The sequence below is a fragment of the Actinoplanes sp. NPDC019969 genome, from assembly GCF_055562375.1.
Genome location: NZ_JBVHFK010000009.1, coordinates 339,874 through 354,180 on the forward strand (window position 1 = coordinate 339,874; position 14,307 = coordinate 354,180).

Here is a 14,307-nt window from a genome sequence, read left to right on the forward strand (position 1 = left end):
TGCGATGGTGCTCGCCCGGCCACCACCCCACACCCTTCAACCCCAAAATCACCTTAAAGAGGTATTTGTACGGTCGCCACGTCCGGTTCCGTGAGGCTGCCCAGAACGACCGTTCCGTCCTGGGCGGCGGCCGCGGTGACGAAGCCGTACGACCCGTCGGCGGCCCGCAGGTCGTGCACCCGCGTGCCGTCCAGGGTGAACGCCATGACCCACGCGATCGGGACGGCTTTCGGCCGGACCGCCTCGGGCAGGTTCCACACCAGTGTCCGCAGCGCGCCGGGCAGTGGCAGCAGCCGGTCCAGCAGCGCGTTGCGGGGCGCCGCGATCCCCACCCAGAGCAGCCCGTCCCCGCCCAGCGACATGTTGTCGGGGAATCCGGCCAGGTTGGAGATCAGGATCTCCGCGGTCCCGGCTCGCGGGCCGGTCAGCCAGTACCGCTGGATCCGGTACCCGGCCGTCTCCGCGACCAGCAGATGCGACCCGTCCGGCGCGAGCACGAGCCCGTTGGCGAACTTGAGCCCGTCCAGCAGCGTGGCGACCGTCCCGTCCGGGTCCCGGCGCAGCAGCCGGCCGGTGCACGAGTGCTCGAACAGATCGCCGAGGTGCTCGTCGAGGCTCCATTCGGTCGTCGAGGTGGTGAACCAGATCGTCCCGTCGGCGGCCTCCACCACGTTGCTGGCGAACGTCACCTCCGCCAGCACCTCGACCGTCCCGTCCGGATCGACCCGGAGCAGCCCCCGGTCGTGGTCGCAGACGAGCAGCCCGCCGTCGTCCCGTGGGTGCAGCCCCAGCGGCCGCCCGCCGGTGTCGGCGAGCACGGCCCGTTCGCCGGTGACCGGGTCGATCCGTACGATCCGCCCGTCGCCGAGCCCGCAGACGATCCGCCCGTCGTGGCCGAACACCACGTCCTCGGGTCCTCGCCCGCCGGTCGCCAGCCGCCCCGCGACCCGCAGCGTGCCGGTCGCCCCGGGGTCGGCGAGACGCGGCGGCCTCCAGCGGCGCGGGCGGAGACGGCGGCGGGTCATGCGGACCTCCATCGGGGGCGGCAGATGTGTGCCGCCCCCGATCATGCCCGATGAATCGACGTCAGGCGTTCCACTCCTTGGCGAGGAGTTCGTAGGAGCGGACCCGGTCGGCGTGGTCGTGGGCGATCGTGGTGATCAGCAGCTCGTCGGCGCCGGTGACGCGCTGCAGGATGCGCAGCTGGGCGGCGACCTTCTGCGGTGAGCCGGCGAACTGGGTGGCGACCCGGTCGGCGACCAGGTCACGGGCGTGGTCGGTCCACGCGAACGACGCGGCTTCCTCGAAGCTCGGGAACGGGACGGCGCCGAGGCCGGTACGGATGCTGTGGACCCAGACGGCGAACGGTTGCGCCAGCCGCCGGGCGGTCTCGTCGTCCTCGGCGACGAGCACGTCGGCGGAGACCATCAGGCGCGGCTCGGGGTTGGCCGCGGACGGCACGAACGACTCCCGGTACGCCGCGACGGCTTCCAGGATCTTCGCCGGGGCGACGTGGTAGTTCGCCGCGAACGGCAGGCCCCGCGCGCCCGCGGTCCGGGCGCTCTCCCCGCCGGAGCTGCCGAGCAGCCACACGTCCAGGTCGGCGCCGGCGCCGGGGGTGGCCACGACCTCGTTGCCCTCGTCGTCGGTGACCGGCCCGGCGAGCAGCGCGAAGATCTGGTCGAGGACGTCGGTGAGGCCGAGCGGTTCGGCGCCGGGCTGGGTGAGGAAGCTGCCGGCCAGCTGGGCCCGTCTGGAGGCGAAGATCGGCGCCCAGGAGAACGGCTTCGGGATCAGCAGGCCGTCGACGACCCGTTCCTCCTGCGGTTCCGCGTGCTTGGCGGCCTCCCGGATCGCCTCCTTCCTGGCCTGCCCGGAGCGGCCCAGCCCGAGGTCGAACCGGCCCGGATACAGCGCGTCGAGCAGCCCGAACTGTTCCACGACGGACAGCGCGGTCTGGAAGCCGGTCTGCACCGCCCCGGAGCCGAGCCGGATGTGGTCGGTGACGGCGGCGATCTGGCCGAGCAGCAGCGCCGGCTGCGAGCTGGCGACGCCGGGGGTGAAGTGGTGTTCGGCCACCCAGTAGCGGTGGTAGCCGAACTGCTCGGCCCGCCGCGCCAGATCGAGGGTGCGGCGCAGCGCGTCGCGGACGTCACCGCCGGAGACCAGCGGGGAGAGGTCCAGGACGGAGAGGGGTACGGACATGGCTACCGCCCTTTCAATCGGCGTGACGCGGGGGCGATGTGGCTGGCGAACAGTTCCAGGCCGGCCCGGTTCTGTTTCTCGGTGAGTCCTTCGGTGTCGGCGCTGAGGTGGGTGATCTCGTGCCTGAACCGCTCGTGGTAGCGGTGCACCTTGTCGATGAGCTGCTGCGGACTGCCGACCAGCAGCAGGAACCTCATGCCGGCCCGAGTCCCAGGTTCCCGCGCAGGGTGGTTTCGGAATACCCGGTCCGGAACACCCCGCGTTCCTGCAGCAGCGGGACCACCTGGTCCACGAAGTCGTCGAGCCCGGCCGGGGTCAGGTGCGAGACGAGGATGAAGCCGTCGCAGGCATCGGTCTGGACGTAATCGTTCAGTTGCTCGGCGACCCGCGCCGGGGTGCCGATGAAGTTCTGCCGCCCGGTCACCTCGATGATCAGGTCGCGGATCGACAGGTTCTTCGCCTCGGCCCGGGCCCGCCATTCGCGGGCGGTCGCCAGCCGGTCCGGGTACATCCCGGCCCGGCCCTTGATGATCGTGTCGTCCTCGTCGAGGACCGGGTCGATGTCCGGCAGCGGCCCTTCCGCGTCGTAGCCGGACAGGTCGGTGTTCCACAGCTGTTCCAGCAGCAGGATCGCGGTCTGCGGGCTGACCTGCTGGCGGCGGATGTGGTGCGCCTTCTCCTGGGCGTCGGCGTCGCTGTCGCCGAGCACAGAGGACACCCCCGGGATGATCTTCAGGTCGTCCGCGGCGCGGCCGTACTTCGCGAGCCGGTCCTTGACGTCGCGGTAGAAGATCCGGGCGTCGTCGAGCTGGTGGTGCCGGGAGAAGATCGCGTCGGAGTGCCGGGCGGCCAGCTCACGGCCGCCGTCGGAGTCGCCGGCCTGCAGGATCACCGGGTGGCCCTGCGGGCTGCGCGGCACCCCGAACCGGCCCTTGATGTCGAACTGGCTGTTCCTGATCGCGAACTCGCCGCCGTCGGTGTCCCACAGCGCCCGGGCGGTCTCGATGAACTCCCCGGCGCGGACGTAGCGGTCCGCATGGTCGAGGAACCCGCCGCGGCGGAAGTTCTCGCCGAAGAACGCGCCCGGCGAGGTGACCACGTTCCACGCGGCCCGGCCGCCGGACAGGTGGTCGAGGGTGGCCAGCTGCCGGGCCAGCTCGTACGGCTCGTGATAGGTCGCGTTGAGGGTGCCGGCCAGCCCGAGATGTGTGGTGACGGCGGCGAGGGCGCTGAGCACGGTCAGCGTGTCGGGGCGGCCGACCACGTCCAGGTCGTGGATGAGCCCGCGCTGCTCGCGCAGCCGCAGCCCTTCGGCGAGGAAGAAGAAGTCGAACTTCCCGCGTTCGGCGGTCTTCGCCAGATATTCGAAGGAGTCGAAGTCGATCTGGCTGCCGGCGCGCGGGTCGCTCCAGACGGTGGTGTTGTTCACGCCGGGGAAGTGCGCGGCGAGGATGATCTGCTTAGGCACGGCCGGCCTCCTGGTAACGGTTGACGGCGACCGGCAGGCCCAGCCGCTCTCGCAGCGTCGTCCTCGCCGACGGCTGGAACAGGCCGCGGCGCCGCAACTCGGGCACCACCTCGGCGGTGACCCGGGCGACGTCGTCGGCCAGCAACCGGACCCCGTCGATGCCGGTGGCGGCCCACGTCTCCTGAAGGTGGTCCGCGAGCTGGGCTGCCGGGCCTGCCACGGGGACGTCCACGAAGACCCTCCGCTCCGGGGCGATGCTCCGGATGATCGCGCCGGCGTCGTCCGGGCGGACGAAGAAGACGTCGGCGTCGAGGCGTTCCCACACCTCGGGGCCGTGCGCGAGGGCGGTGACGACCGGCTGGCCCTGCGGCGGCCGGGGCACGATCGACGGGCCCTTGACCGAGAAGTACGGCCCGGCGAAGTCGATGTAGTGCAGCTTCTCCCGGTCGATGAACCGGCCGGTGGCGACGTCCTTGATGATCGCGCCGTCCTCCCAGCTGTCCCAGAGCCGCCGCACCACCTCGATCGCGTCGGACGCCTCGGCCAGCGCGTCGCCGGTGTCGAGGGGTCCGCGACGGCCGAGCAGCGCCGCCTCGGCCGGGTCGTGCGACACCCGCGCCTGCCAGCCGGCCCGCCCCCTGCTGACGTGGTCGAGGGTGGCCAGGGCGGTGGACAGATGGAACGGCTCGGTGTGGGTCGTGGTCGCGACCGGGACGAGGCCGATGTGCCGGGTGAGCGGGGCGAGCCGGGCCGCGAGCAGCACCGCGTCCGGCCCGCGCCGCCCGAACGTGTCGTCGAACGTGACGAAGTCCAGCCCCGCCTCGTCCGCCTGCCGGACCTGCGGGATCCAGTGGCCGGCGTCGAAGGAGTCGCCGGAGAACGCGACCGCCAGGTGCAATGTCATGAGGCAACCTCCAGAGTGGGCACGGCGGCGAGCAGCGCCCGGGTGTACTCGTGCCCGGCGTGGTCGAACACGGCCTCGACCGGTCCCTGCTCCACCACCCGGCCGTCGTGCATGACCAGGACCCGGTCCGCGAGGTCACGGATCACGCCGAGGTCGTGGGAGATGAACAGCAGGGCGGTGCCGTCGTCCTCGCGGATCCGCGCGAGCAGGTCCAGGACCTGTGCCTGCACCGACACGTCGAGGGCGGACACCGGCTCGTCGCAGATGATCAGACTCGGTCGCGGCGCGATGGCGCGGGCCACGGCGACCCGCTGCCGCTGCCCGCCGGACAGCTGCCGCGGGTACCGGTCCAGCACGTCGGCGCCGAGACCGACGCGTTCCAGGATCGGTTCCGGTGACTCGCCGGCGTTCAGGGCCTCGCCGAGGATGCGGCGCACGGTCCAGCGCGGGTCGAACGCCGACAGCGGGTCCTGGGCGATCAGCTGGAGACGGCGGCGGATCGGGCGGCGGGCACGTTCCGGCACGCCGCTGAAGTCGCGGCCCTCGAACCGGACGTGCCCCGACGTGGCCTCGGCCAGCCCGAACATCAGCTGCGCGACGGTGGTCTTGCCGGACCCGGACTCGCCGACCAGCCCGACGATCTCGCCCCGGCGGATGGTGAGAGCGAAGTCCTTGACGACGGTGCGGTCGCCGTACACCTTGCGCAAGGCGGTGGCCTCGGCGACGACGTCGCCGGGCGCGACGGTGGTGGCGCGCCGTTTCCCGCTCGCGGCCGCGACCAGTTCCCTGGTGTACGGGTGACCCGTCCCGGTCAGGATCGTGCGGGTGCTGCCGGACTCGGCGATCCGCCCGTCCTTCATCACCAGCACCCGGTCGGCGAGTTTCGACACGACCGCCAGGTCGTGGCTGATCAGCAGCAGGGTCTCCCCGGCCTCGTTGCGTTCGGCGAGCAGCCGCAGGATCTGCGCCTGCACTGTCGCGTCGAGGGCGGTGGTCGGTTCGTCGGCGATGAGCAGCCGGGGCCCGCCGGCGATGGCGGAGGCGATCAGTGCCCGCTGCCGCAGCCCGCCGGACAGCTGATGCGGGTACTGCCGGGCGCGCCGTTCCGGTTCCGGCACGTGCACGCCGGTGAGCAACTGCCGGATCCGTTGCGGCCGGTCCCGCCGGTCACCGATGTCGTGGACCCGCAGCACCTCGCCGATCTCGGCGCCGACGGTGCGCAGCGGGTCGAGCGAGACCAGCGCGTCCTGCAGGATGAGCCCGGCGAATCTTCCGCGCAGCCGCCGCCAGTCCCGGGCCGCGAACGCGCGCACGTCGTGGCCGTCGACGGTGAACGTGTCCGCTTCGACGTGCGCTTTCGGACCGGCCAGTCCGGCCAGGCTGCGGGCGGTGACGCTCTTGCCGGAGCCGCTCTCCCCGACGAGGGCGACGCATTCGCCCTCGTCGATCTCGAAGCTGACCCCGCGGACGGCCTCCACCCGCTTCTTCCCCAGCTGGAAGGTCACCCGCAGGTTCTCGACTTCGATCACTGTGCCAACCTCCAGTGCTCTCGCGGCCCTTGCTCCGCTGCGGTGCACTCGATCACTGGTGCCGCCCTTCGAACCGGGCTTGCAGATGCCGCCCGATCACGGTGAGAGAGATGACGGTGGCGGTCACGGCGGCGCCGGGCAGCACCGCCGCCCACCACGCGATGTGCAGGTAGCCGCGGCCTTCGGAGAGCATCGCGCCCCACTCCGGCGACGGCGGCTGCGGTCCGAGCCCGAGGAAGCTGAGACCGGCCGCGACGAGGATCGCCTCGCCGAGCCCGATGACCGCCAGGACCGGGATCGGGCCGAGCACGTTCGGCAGGACGTGCCGCAGCACCAGCCGGCCCCGGGACGCGCCGAACGCGACGGCCTGGGTGACGTACGGCGCCTGCCGCACCACCAGGGTCTGTCCGCGCACCACCCGGGCGTAGTGCGGCAGGGTGGCGATGCCGATCGCCACGATCAGGCTGGTGGTGCCGGTCCCGGCGACCGCGATGAACAGCAGCGCGAGCAGCACCAGCGGGAACGCGGCGAGAGCGTCGAAGCCACGGCTGATCACCTCGTCGGCGTACTTGTGGGTGAGCCCGGCGAGCAGCCCGAGCAGGATGCCGGCGCCGACCGCGATGACGGTGGCGGCCACTCCGATGCTCAGCGAGTGCCGGGCGCCGTGCACGACCCGGTCGAACACGTCCCGGCCGAGCTGGTCGGTGCCGAACCAGTGCTGCGCCGACGGTCCTTCCAGGACGTGCAGCGGGTCGGCGGCGAGCGGGTCACCGGCGAACAGTGACGGCCACAGCACGGCGGTCAGGGTCAGGGCCAGGACGACTGTCGCGGCGGCGACGCCGGGCCGGGGCCGTCGCAGGGTCAGCCGGTGGGCCACCGGGCGGGGCAGGGCGAGGGTCACGTGTCGCTCAGCTCCTTCGCAGACGCGGGTCGATGAGCAGGTAGGCGAGGTCGGCCAGGGTGCTGATGACGACGAAGGCGACGGCGGCGAGCACGACCACGGCGAGCACCACCGGCATGTCGCCGTTGCCGACGGCCTGCAGGGTGACCTGACCCAGCCCGGGCCGGCCGAACACCTGCTCGATGATCACCACGCTGCCGAACAGGACGCCGATGAACCAGCCGAGCATGGTGACCACCGGCATCAGGGCGTGCCGCAGCGCGTGCCGGATCAGGACCGCTCGTTCCCGCAGGCCCCGGGCCCGGGCGGTGACCGCGAACGGCTCGTCCAGGGCCCGGTCCAGTCCGTCGCGCAGGACCTGGGCGAGCACCCCGGCGATCGGGAGTCCGAGAGTGATCGCCGGCAGCACCAGCGCCGCCCAGCCCCGGTCGCCGGAGACCGGGAACATCCCGAACCGGAACGAGAACACGCTGAGCAGCACGATCCCGATCAGGAACGGCGGGGTGGAGACGAGGACCAGCTCGGCGGTGGAGCTGACCCGCCGCGCCCAGCGGTGCCGGGTGGTGACGGCCAGGACGACCGCCAGCACCATGCCGAACACGGCGGCCGCGACGGCGAGTTTCAGCGACGGGAGGATCTGGTCGCCGATCACCTCACTGACCGGGCGCTGCAGCAGGTAGGAGCGGCCCAGGTCACCCTGGGCGGCCCGCCACAGGTAGTCGAGGTACTGCACGATCTCGGGCCGGTCCAGGTTCCACTCGGCGATGATCTCGGCGCGGATCTGCGGGGTGTCGGCGCCGTCACCGATGATCGCGTCGACGATGTCGCCGGGGGCGGCCAGCAGCGCGAGGTACGCCGCCGTGGCCGCCGCCCACAGCACGACCACGCCGGTGACGACGCGCCGCGTGACCGCCCTGATCACTTGCCGACCCAGACGTTGTACGCGCTGCCCGGCACCCCGGCGGTCGGCTCGAAACCGACCCCGCCGACGGTGTTGCCGAACGCGATCTGGTCGGCCGGGGCGTACAGCGGCAGGATCAGCGCCTGGTCGGTGATGACGAGCTTCTGCGCCTGCTGGTACGCGGCCAGCCGTTTCGCCTGATCGGTGCTCGCCTGTCCCTGGTCGAGGAGCTTGTCCAGGCCGGCGTCCTTGAACCCGGTCCGGTTGATCGACCCGTTGGAGCTGAGCAGCAGGTTGAGGGCGGCGCCGGCGTCGGTGTCGGCGCGGGAGTTCTCGAACACCTCGTACTCGCCGTCGGTGAGGGCCTTGGCGGCGGTGCCCTGGTCGGCGAGGGTCACGTTCAGGTCGATGCCGGCGCTCTGCTTGACCTGCGCCTGCACGGCCTGGGCGAGCACGTCCCGGCGGTCCCGCACGAACGGGGCGGACTGCACCAGGCGTACCGTCAGGCGTTTGCCGTCCTTGGCCCGGAAGCCGTCGGCGTCCCGCGCCGTCCAGCCCGCCTCGTCCAGCAGCTTGTTCGCCTTGGCGGCGTCGCCGCCGTACGTCTTCTCCAGGCTCTTGTCGTAGAACGGGCTGGTCGGCCCGATCACGCTCCACGCCCGGGTGGCGCTGCCCCGGTAGACGCCGGTGAGCACCGCGTCCACGTCGACGGCCTCCCGGAACGCCTGCCGCACCTTGAGGTCGTCGAACGGCGCCCGCGCGGTGTTGAAGTAGTAGGAGAACGCCGAGCCGGAGTTCAGCCCGCGGTTGAGGGTGAGCTGCTTGTTCGCGGTGATCAGCGCTTCGTCGGTGGCCGGCACGCCCTCGATCACCTGGACCTGGCCGGAGGTCAGCGCGCCCACGCGCACCGACGACTCCTTCAGGAACCGGTAGGTGACCTCGTCCAGATAGGCCGGCCCGGAGTGCCCCGCGGTGGCGGGCGCCCAGTTGTACGCCGGGTTCCGCTTGAAGTGGACCTCCTGGCCGGCGGTGTATCGGTCGAGGATGAACGGGCCGGTCCCGGCCAGGTCCGGACCGCCCGCCTTGAGGTTCTTGGCCTCCTTCATCGACTTCGGCGACACCTGCGCGCCCTGCGGCGACGACAGGAAGTCCAGCAGCAGCACGTCCGGCTGCTTGAGCTTGAAGACGACGGTCGACGCGCCGGTGGCCTCGACGGACTCCAGGTTGCGCAACTGCACGGCCAGGACCTGCGGGTTGTAGCCCTCGACCCGGAACTGCTCGACGTTCGCCTTCACGGCCGCCGCGTCGAACTTCGTGCCGTCACTGAACGTGACGTCCGTACGCAAGGTGAAGGTGTAGGTCTTCCCATCGGGTGAGACCTCGTAGCCGGTGGCCAGCCAGGGCACGTAACCGCCCTGGGTGTCGTGGGTGAGCAGGGCCTCGAACGCGTTCCACACCAGCAGGCGGGCCTTCGCCTGGGCGTACTGATGCGGGTTGAAGGTGATCGGCTCGGTCTCGACGGCCCAGGTCAGCGACCCGCCGCGGACCGGCTGACCGGCATCGGCGGCTCCCGTTGTCCCGGACGAACAGGCGGCGGTGAGGGCGAGAGCGAGAGCCAGGACGGCGGCGGCGGCGGGTCGGGTACGGCGCATGAGTGGTTCCTCCTCTCCACCTTTCCTATAGTTCCGATAGGAAATTGGCAAGAGGCTATGACTTCCGCCACCCACATTCGCGGCCGGCCCGATGAACCATCCCGGCCCGCGCGACGTTCCTCATGACGTGCAGCCGACAGACCTCGCCGACCAGCCGCAGGACCCGTCTTCGCAGCCGGCGGACGAAACACCGCCCGAGGCCGAGGTCTCCGGCGAAGAGAAGACCCCGGGCCGGGTACGCCGTTTCCTGCGCTCCCGGTGGACCTCGTACAGTCTCACCGCCCTGGCCTGCGTGCTGGTCTACGTCGCCCTGCTCTGGCCGAACGTGCTGCGCCGCCTCACCCTCGGCAACTTCGCCCGCATCCCGATCGAGTTCGCCGCCGGCATCCTGGTGATGGCCCTGCTGCCGCGCCGCCCCCGCCTCGTGCTCGGCACTGTCCTCGGCGCCGGCCTGGGCTGGCTGCTGATCCAGAAGAGCCTCGACATGGGCTGGTTCAAGACCCTGGCCCGCCCGTTCGACATGGTCCTCGACTGGGAACTGTTCGACGACACGTACAGCTACATCCGCGACTCCTACGGCCAGGCCGGCGCGTACGGCGCCGCCGCCGGGCTGGTCCTCGGCGGGCTCGCCGTGATGGCCCTGATGGCCTGGGCCGTGCTGCGGATGTCGGACATGCTGGCCCGGCACCGCCGCCGCTCGATGCTCGCCTCCGCCGGCGTGGCAGCGGCCTGGGTACTCACCTTCGCCCTCGGCGTCCAGGTCGTCCCGACCGTCCCGGTCGCCGCCCGCACCTCGGCCACCTACGCCTACGACCGGGCCCGGCAGGCCGCCATCGGCGTCGTCAACAAGGCCCGCTTCGCCGACGAGGTGAAGGTCGACGCGTACCAGAACACCCCCCGTGCTCAGCTGGTCAGCGGCTTGAAGGGCAAGGACGTCGTGCTCACGTTCGTGGAGAGTTACGGCCGCAACGCCCTGGAGGCCCCCGAGCTGGCCCCCGGCACGAACGCCGTCCTCGCCGAGGGCGAGACCAAGCTGAAGGAGGCCGGGTTCAGCGCCCGCTCCGGCTGGCTCACCTCCCCGACGTTCGGCGGCAACAGCTGGCTGGCCCACTCCACCCTCCTGTCCGGACTGTGGATCAACAACCAGTACCGGTACCGCAGCCTCACCGCCAGCGACCGGCTCACCCTGACCAGCGCCTTCCGTGACGCCCAGTGGGACACCGTCAGCGTCATGCCGGGCGCCACCCGGGCCTGGCCGGAGGGCAACTTCTACGGCTACAACCGGGTCTGGGACTCCCGCAACCTCGGCTACCAGGGCCCCAAGTTCAGCTGGGCGCAGATGCCCGACCAGTACACGCTCCAGAAGTTCACCGAGCTCGAATACGGCAAGAAGGACCGGCAGCCGCTGATGGTCGAGATGCCGCTGATCTCCAGCCACACCCCGTGGACGCCGATCCCCGACTTCATGGACTGGGACAAGGTCGGCGACGGCTCGGTCTACCGCAGCATCGCCGCCGCCGGCGCGAAGAAGGCCGACATCTGGACCAGCGCCGACAAGGTCCGCACCGCGTACGGCAAGTCCATCGAGTACACCCTCACCACCCTGATCGACTGGGTCCGCGAGTACGGCGACGACGACCTGGTCCTGGTCTTCCTCGGCGACCACCAGCCGGCCAGCGTCGTCACCGGCGACAACGCCAGCCACGACGTCCCGATCACGATCGTCGCCAAGGACCCGGCCGTCCTCGACCGGATCACCTCGTGGAACTGGGCCGACGGCCTCAAACCCACCGCCACCACCCCGGTCTGGCCGATGGACTCCTTCCGCGACCGGTTCTTCCAGGCCTTCGGCACCGCCCCGGGCGCCCACTGACGGGCGCCACCCCTGAACGCGGTGTGCGGCGCGGTCCCGGTCATTTCTGGCGCCGCACACCGCCCTTCTCCGCCAGGTACGCCTGCAACCGCTGATGCCGGAACTGGTAGACCGCCCCGCTGCGCCGCAACACCCCGCGCTCGGCCGCGTCCGCCAGGAACGGCATCAGCCGCCACGGCAGCCGTCCCCGCGCCGCCAGCCACCGCCGCACCACCGCGAACGTGAACCACGACGGCAGCTCGCGGGCGCCGCCCACCATCACCCAGACGATCATCACCGCGAGCCACCCGAACCCGACCCCGAGCCCCAGCGCGACGCGCATCCCACCCGGGATCAGGCCCGCGGCGCCGGCGGCCAGGGTCAGCGCCAGCACCACCAGACCGGCCGCGGCCGGCGGCAACAGCGACGCGACCCGGTCGTCGCGCAACGACCGCTCCGGATCCCACCGCTCGCTGTCCGGCGCGGGCCTGGCCAGCACCGTCGCCAGCGCGAACAGCACACCGCAGAGCAGACCGAAGGCCGCGGCGAAGAGAGCGTCGAGAGCCAGGTCCGGCGCCGACGTCGACGTCATCCCGCCCTCCCAGGCGACGGCAGCGAGACCGAGCAGGTAGGCCGCGGCGGCCTTGTTGCCCGGCGGGATCTCCGGAACCTCCCCCTCGTCCGGCCCGCCCCGGCCCTTCACCCACGACCGCACCACGACGCCCAGCGCCCGCGTCACGGCCCGTAGCTGCGATCGGAGCGTCCAGGCCGCGGCCACGCCCGGCGCGAGCAGCAGGATCACCGGCAGGACCGGGCCGAGCACCGGGCCGGCGCCGGCGAGAACCGGTGGGACGAAACACAACACCCCGGCCCCTGACGTCGCCCAGAACGCCGCTGCCCGGAACCGGACCCGGTGCGGCTCGGCCGGCGGCACCGTGGCCTGGGCGACGATGTTCGCCAGCCCGGCCGCCGTCCAGAGCAGCACCATCAGCGCGATCTGCGGGTTCCTCCACGCGCCGGCCACGACGAGCGGGCCGAACAGGGGCAGGCCCGGCAGCCACACGTGCAACGCCGTGGCGAACCGGGCCACCGGCGTCCGCCGGGTCCCCGACCAGCCCAGCCGCCACCACGCGAGGTCCGTCTCCGCCTGCCGTTCCAGCGTCCGGGCCAGGTGACCCAGCCATTCGCGGACACGATCGGCCCGGTACGGCGCCCGGTCGCGCCGCCGGTCCGGATAGAGCTCGGGCAGGTACCGGCTCAGCAGATGTCCTTCCAGCTCACCGCGTTCGGCCAGCGCGATCATCTCGGCCGGGTCCGAGCCGGCCCGGCGGTACACGGTGCGCGCCAGATAGGCCATCAGCGGCACCGACAACGCCTTCACGAGGGGATCCCCGGGCCGGTCCTGTGCCGCCGCGTGCAGATGCAACTCCACCGGCGCCCATCGCGCCGCGCCCGCCCCTGTCTGCCCCCCGGGCAGGTAGGCGGCCACGTCCCGCGGCGCGAGCGGCTCCAGCGTCACCGCGAACGCGTGCGTGAGCGGCTTCCCGGTGGCCACGACGGTCGCCTCGTACTCCCCGGCCCGGCTCAGCAGCACCACCGGGAGATCGGCCAGCTCGTTGAGGGCGGTGATCGCCTCCGCCCGCTCGCTCTCCGGCATCTCGTCGAGACCGTCCAGCACCGCGACGACGCTGCCGTCGGCGATCATCCGCCCGGCCGTCCGGGCGATGTCCGGCAGGCCGTACCGCACCGCGAGCGACCGGCGCAGCCACTCCTCGAACTCCTCCCGCGAGGGCCGCCAGCCGGCCAGGTCCAGCAGGACCGGCACCGGATCGGCCGGCTGCCGGCCGGTCAGCAGCGCACAGGTGAACAGCACCGCCGCCGACGTCTTGCCGGCGCCCGGCAGCCCGAGCACGACCAGCCGGCGGCGCGGCAGCCGCCGCCACTCCGCGACCAGGTCACCGGCCCGGCCCGACTCCCCCGGCGGCTCCTCGCCCGGCGCGGCCACCGCGGTCAGCAGCACCTGGACCGACCGTTCCGCCTCCCGCCACGTCACCTCCAGCGGATCCTGGGTGAGCAGGCCGCGCCGGGCCGCCTCCCGGGTCCACCGGGTGCGGAGCAGACGGGCCAGCCGCTCCACGTCGTCGTCCGCCGTCCCGCCGGCCGGCTCCGCGTCGCCGCGCGACCAGATCGCGAACAGCAGCGCGGCCACCGCGACGAGCGCGCCGACCAGGCTCGCGCCCTTGTCCAGCAGATCCTGGGACTCCGCCGGGCGGGCCAGGAACCCCACGACCGCCAGCAGGACACCGCCGAGGACCACCGCCGTCCCGAGGAACCGCGACCGTGGATTCATCAGGTTCCTCCGTGGATACTCCGGCCTGACGGCCGGAGAGGAACGGACTCCTGCGGAGCAGGTCAGGGTTAGCCGATTCGCCGTCAAGGCGAACTCGGCGTTCACCCATAGACCGCCCGGAGGATTCGTTCCAAAGGACAAGGGTTCGGCGAACCGGGCCAAGGCCCGGCTCAAGGTCGCCCGCGTCCATGCCCGGATCGCCGACCGGCGCCGCGACACCCTGCACCAACTCACTACTCGACTCGTTCGTGAGAACCAAACAATCGTGATCGAGGACCTGACCGTGCGCAACATGGTCAAGAACCACACCCTGGCCCGCGCCGTCTCCGACGCGGCCTGGACCACCTTCCGTGAGCTGCTGACATACACGGCCGACTGGTACGGCCGGGACCTGGTCGTGATCGACCGCTGGTACCCGTCGTCCAAGCTCTGCTCGCAGTGTGGGCACATCGCTGAGAAGATGCCACGGAACATCCGGACGTGGACCTGCCCCTGCGGGGCGACCCACGACCGCGACGTCAACGCGGCCCGTAACATCTTGGCCG

11 protein-coding genes and 1 pseudogene are annotated in these 14,307 nt (G+C 71.9%); 2 read left to right on the forward strand and 10 right to left on the reverse strand.

From position 1 onward, the window contains the following. Positions 1-53 precede the first annotated feature (53 nt). From ACZ3II_RS27195 to ACZ3II_RS27235, 9 genes are all read right to left on the reverse strand, one after another. On the reverse strand, positions 54-1,025 hold the full coding sequence (locus ACZ3II_RS27195) for an SMP-30/gluconolactonase/LRE family protein (protein WP_465520572.1): 972 nt from the start codon (positions 1,023-1,025) through the stop codon (positions 54-56). A gap of 61 nt (positions 1,026-1,086) precedes the next feature. Beyond that, on the reverse strand, positions 1,087-2,205 hold the full coding sequence (locus ACZ3II_RS27200) for an LLM class flavin-dependent oxidoreductase (RefSeq protein ID WP_465520573.1): 1,119 nt from the start codon (positions 2,203-2,205) through the stop codon (positions 1,087-1,089). A gap of 2 nt (positions 2,206-2,207) precedes the next feature. Next, positions 2,208-2,402: a hypothetical protein gene (locus ACZ3II_RS27205; protein WP_465520574.1), complete on the reverse strand. Its 195-nt coding sequence runs from the start codon at positions 2,400-2,402 to the stop codon at positions 2,208-2,210. Then, entirely contained in the window at positions 2,399-3,673 is a 1,275-nt protein-coding gene (locus ACZ3II_RS27210; RefSeq protein ID WP_465520575.1) for an LLM class flavin-dependent oxidoreductase, read from the reverse strand. Before ACZ3II_RS27210 ends, ACZ3II_RS27205 begins: the two co-directional genes overlap by 4 nt. Next, a complete protein-coding gene (locus ACZ3II_RS27215) occupies positions 3,666-4,577 on the reverse strand; it encodes an LLM class flavin-dependent oxidoreductase (protein ID WP_465520576.1) in 912 nt (303 codons plus the stop codon). The genes ACZ3II_RS27210 and ACZ3II_RS27215 overlap by 8 nt, the downstream gene beginning before the upstream one ends. Next, positions 4,574-6,106 (reverse strand): nickel ABC transporter ATP-binding protein NikE, encoded by a 1,533-nt coding sequence (gene nikE / locus ACZ3II_RS27220; protein WP_465520577.1) that lies wholly within the window; start codon positions 6,104-6,106, stop codon positions 4,574-4,576. Before nikE ends, ACZ3II_RS27215 begins: the two co-directional genes overlap by 4 nt. 52 nt (positions 6,107-6,158) lie before the next feature. Further along, positions 6,159-7,007 carry an ABC transporter permease gene (locus ACZ3II_RS27225; protein WP_465520578.1) on the reverse strand — a complete coding sequence of 283 codons (849 nt, stop codon included), beginning with the start codon at positions 7,005-7,007 and terminating at the stop codon, positions 6,159-6,161. A gap of 7 nt (positions 7,008-7,014) precedes the next feature. Next, complete coding sequence (locus ACZ3II_RS27230; RefSeq protein ID WP_465520579.1) at positions 7,015-7,929, reverse strand: ABC transporter permease; 915 nt, start codon at positions 7,927-7,929, stop codon at positions 7,015-7,017. Further along, complete coding sequence (locus ACZ3II_RS27235) at positions 7,926-9,560, reverse strand: ABC transporter substrate-binding protein (protein ID WP_465520580.1); 1,635 nt, start codon at positions 9,558-9,560, stop codon at positions 7,926-7,928. The genes ACZ3II_RS27230 and ACZ3II_RS27235 overlap by 4 nt, the downstream gene beginning before the upstream one ends. Positions 9,561-9,687: 127 nt before the next feature. Between ACZ3II_RS27235 and ACZ3II_RS27240 the strand changes: the two genes are divergently transcribed. After that, a complete protein-coding gene (locus ACZ3II_RS27240) occupies positions 9,688-11,433 on the forward strand; it encodes a sulfatase-like hydrolase/transferase (protein ID WP_465520581.1) in 1,746 nt (581 codons plus the stop codon). A 40-nt stretch (positions 11,434-11,473) separates the two neighbouring features. Here ACZ3II_RS27240 and ACZ3II_RS27245 read toward each other — a convergent pair whose 3' ends face one another. After that, entirely contained in the window at positions 11,474-13,762 is a 2,289-nt protein-coding gene (locus ACZ3II_RS27245) for a hypothetical protein (protein WP_465520582.1), read from the reverse strand. On the opposite strand from ACZ3II_RS27245, the pseudogene ACZ3II_RS27250 reads away from it, so the two are divergent. Beyond that, positions 13,653-14,294: pseudogene (locus ACZ3II_RS27250) on the forward strand (RNA-guided endonuclease TnpB family protein); the annotation flags it as partial. The gene ACZ3II_RS27245 and the pseudogene ACZ3II_RS27250 sit on opposite strands and share 110 nt — an antisense overlap. Between the last annotated feature and the right edge of the window lie 13 nt (positions 14,295-14,307).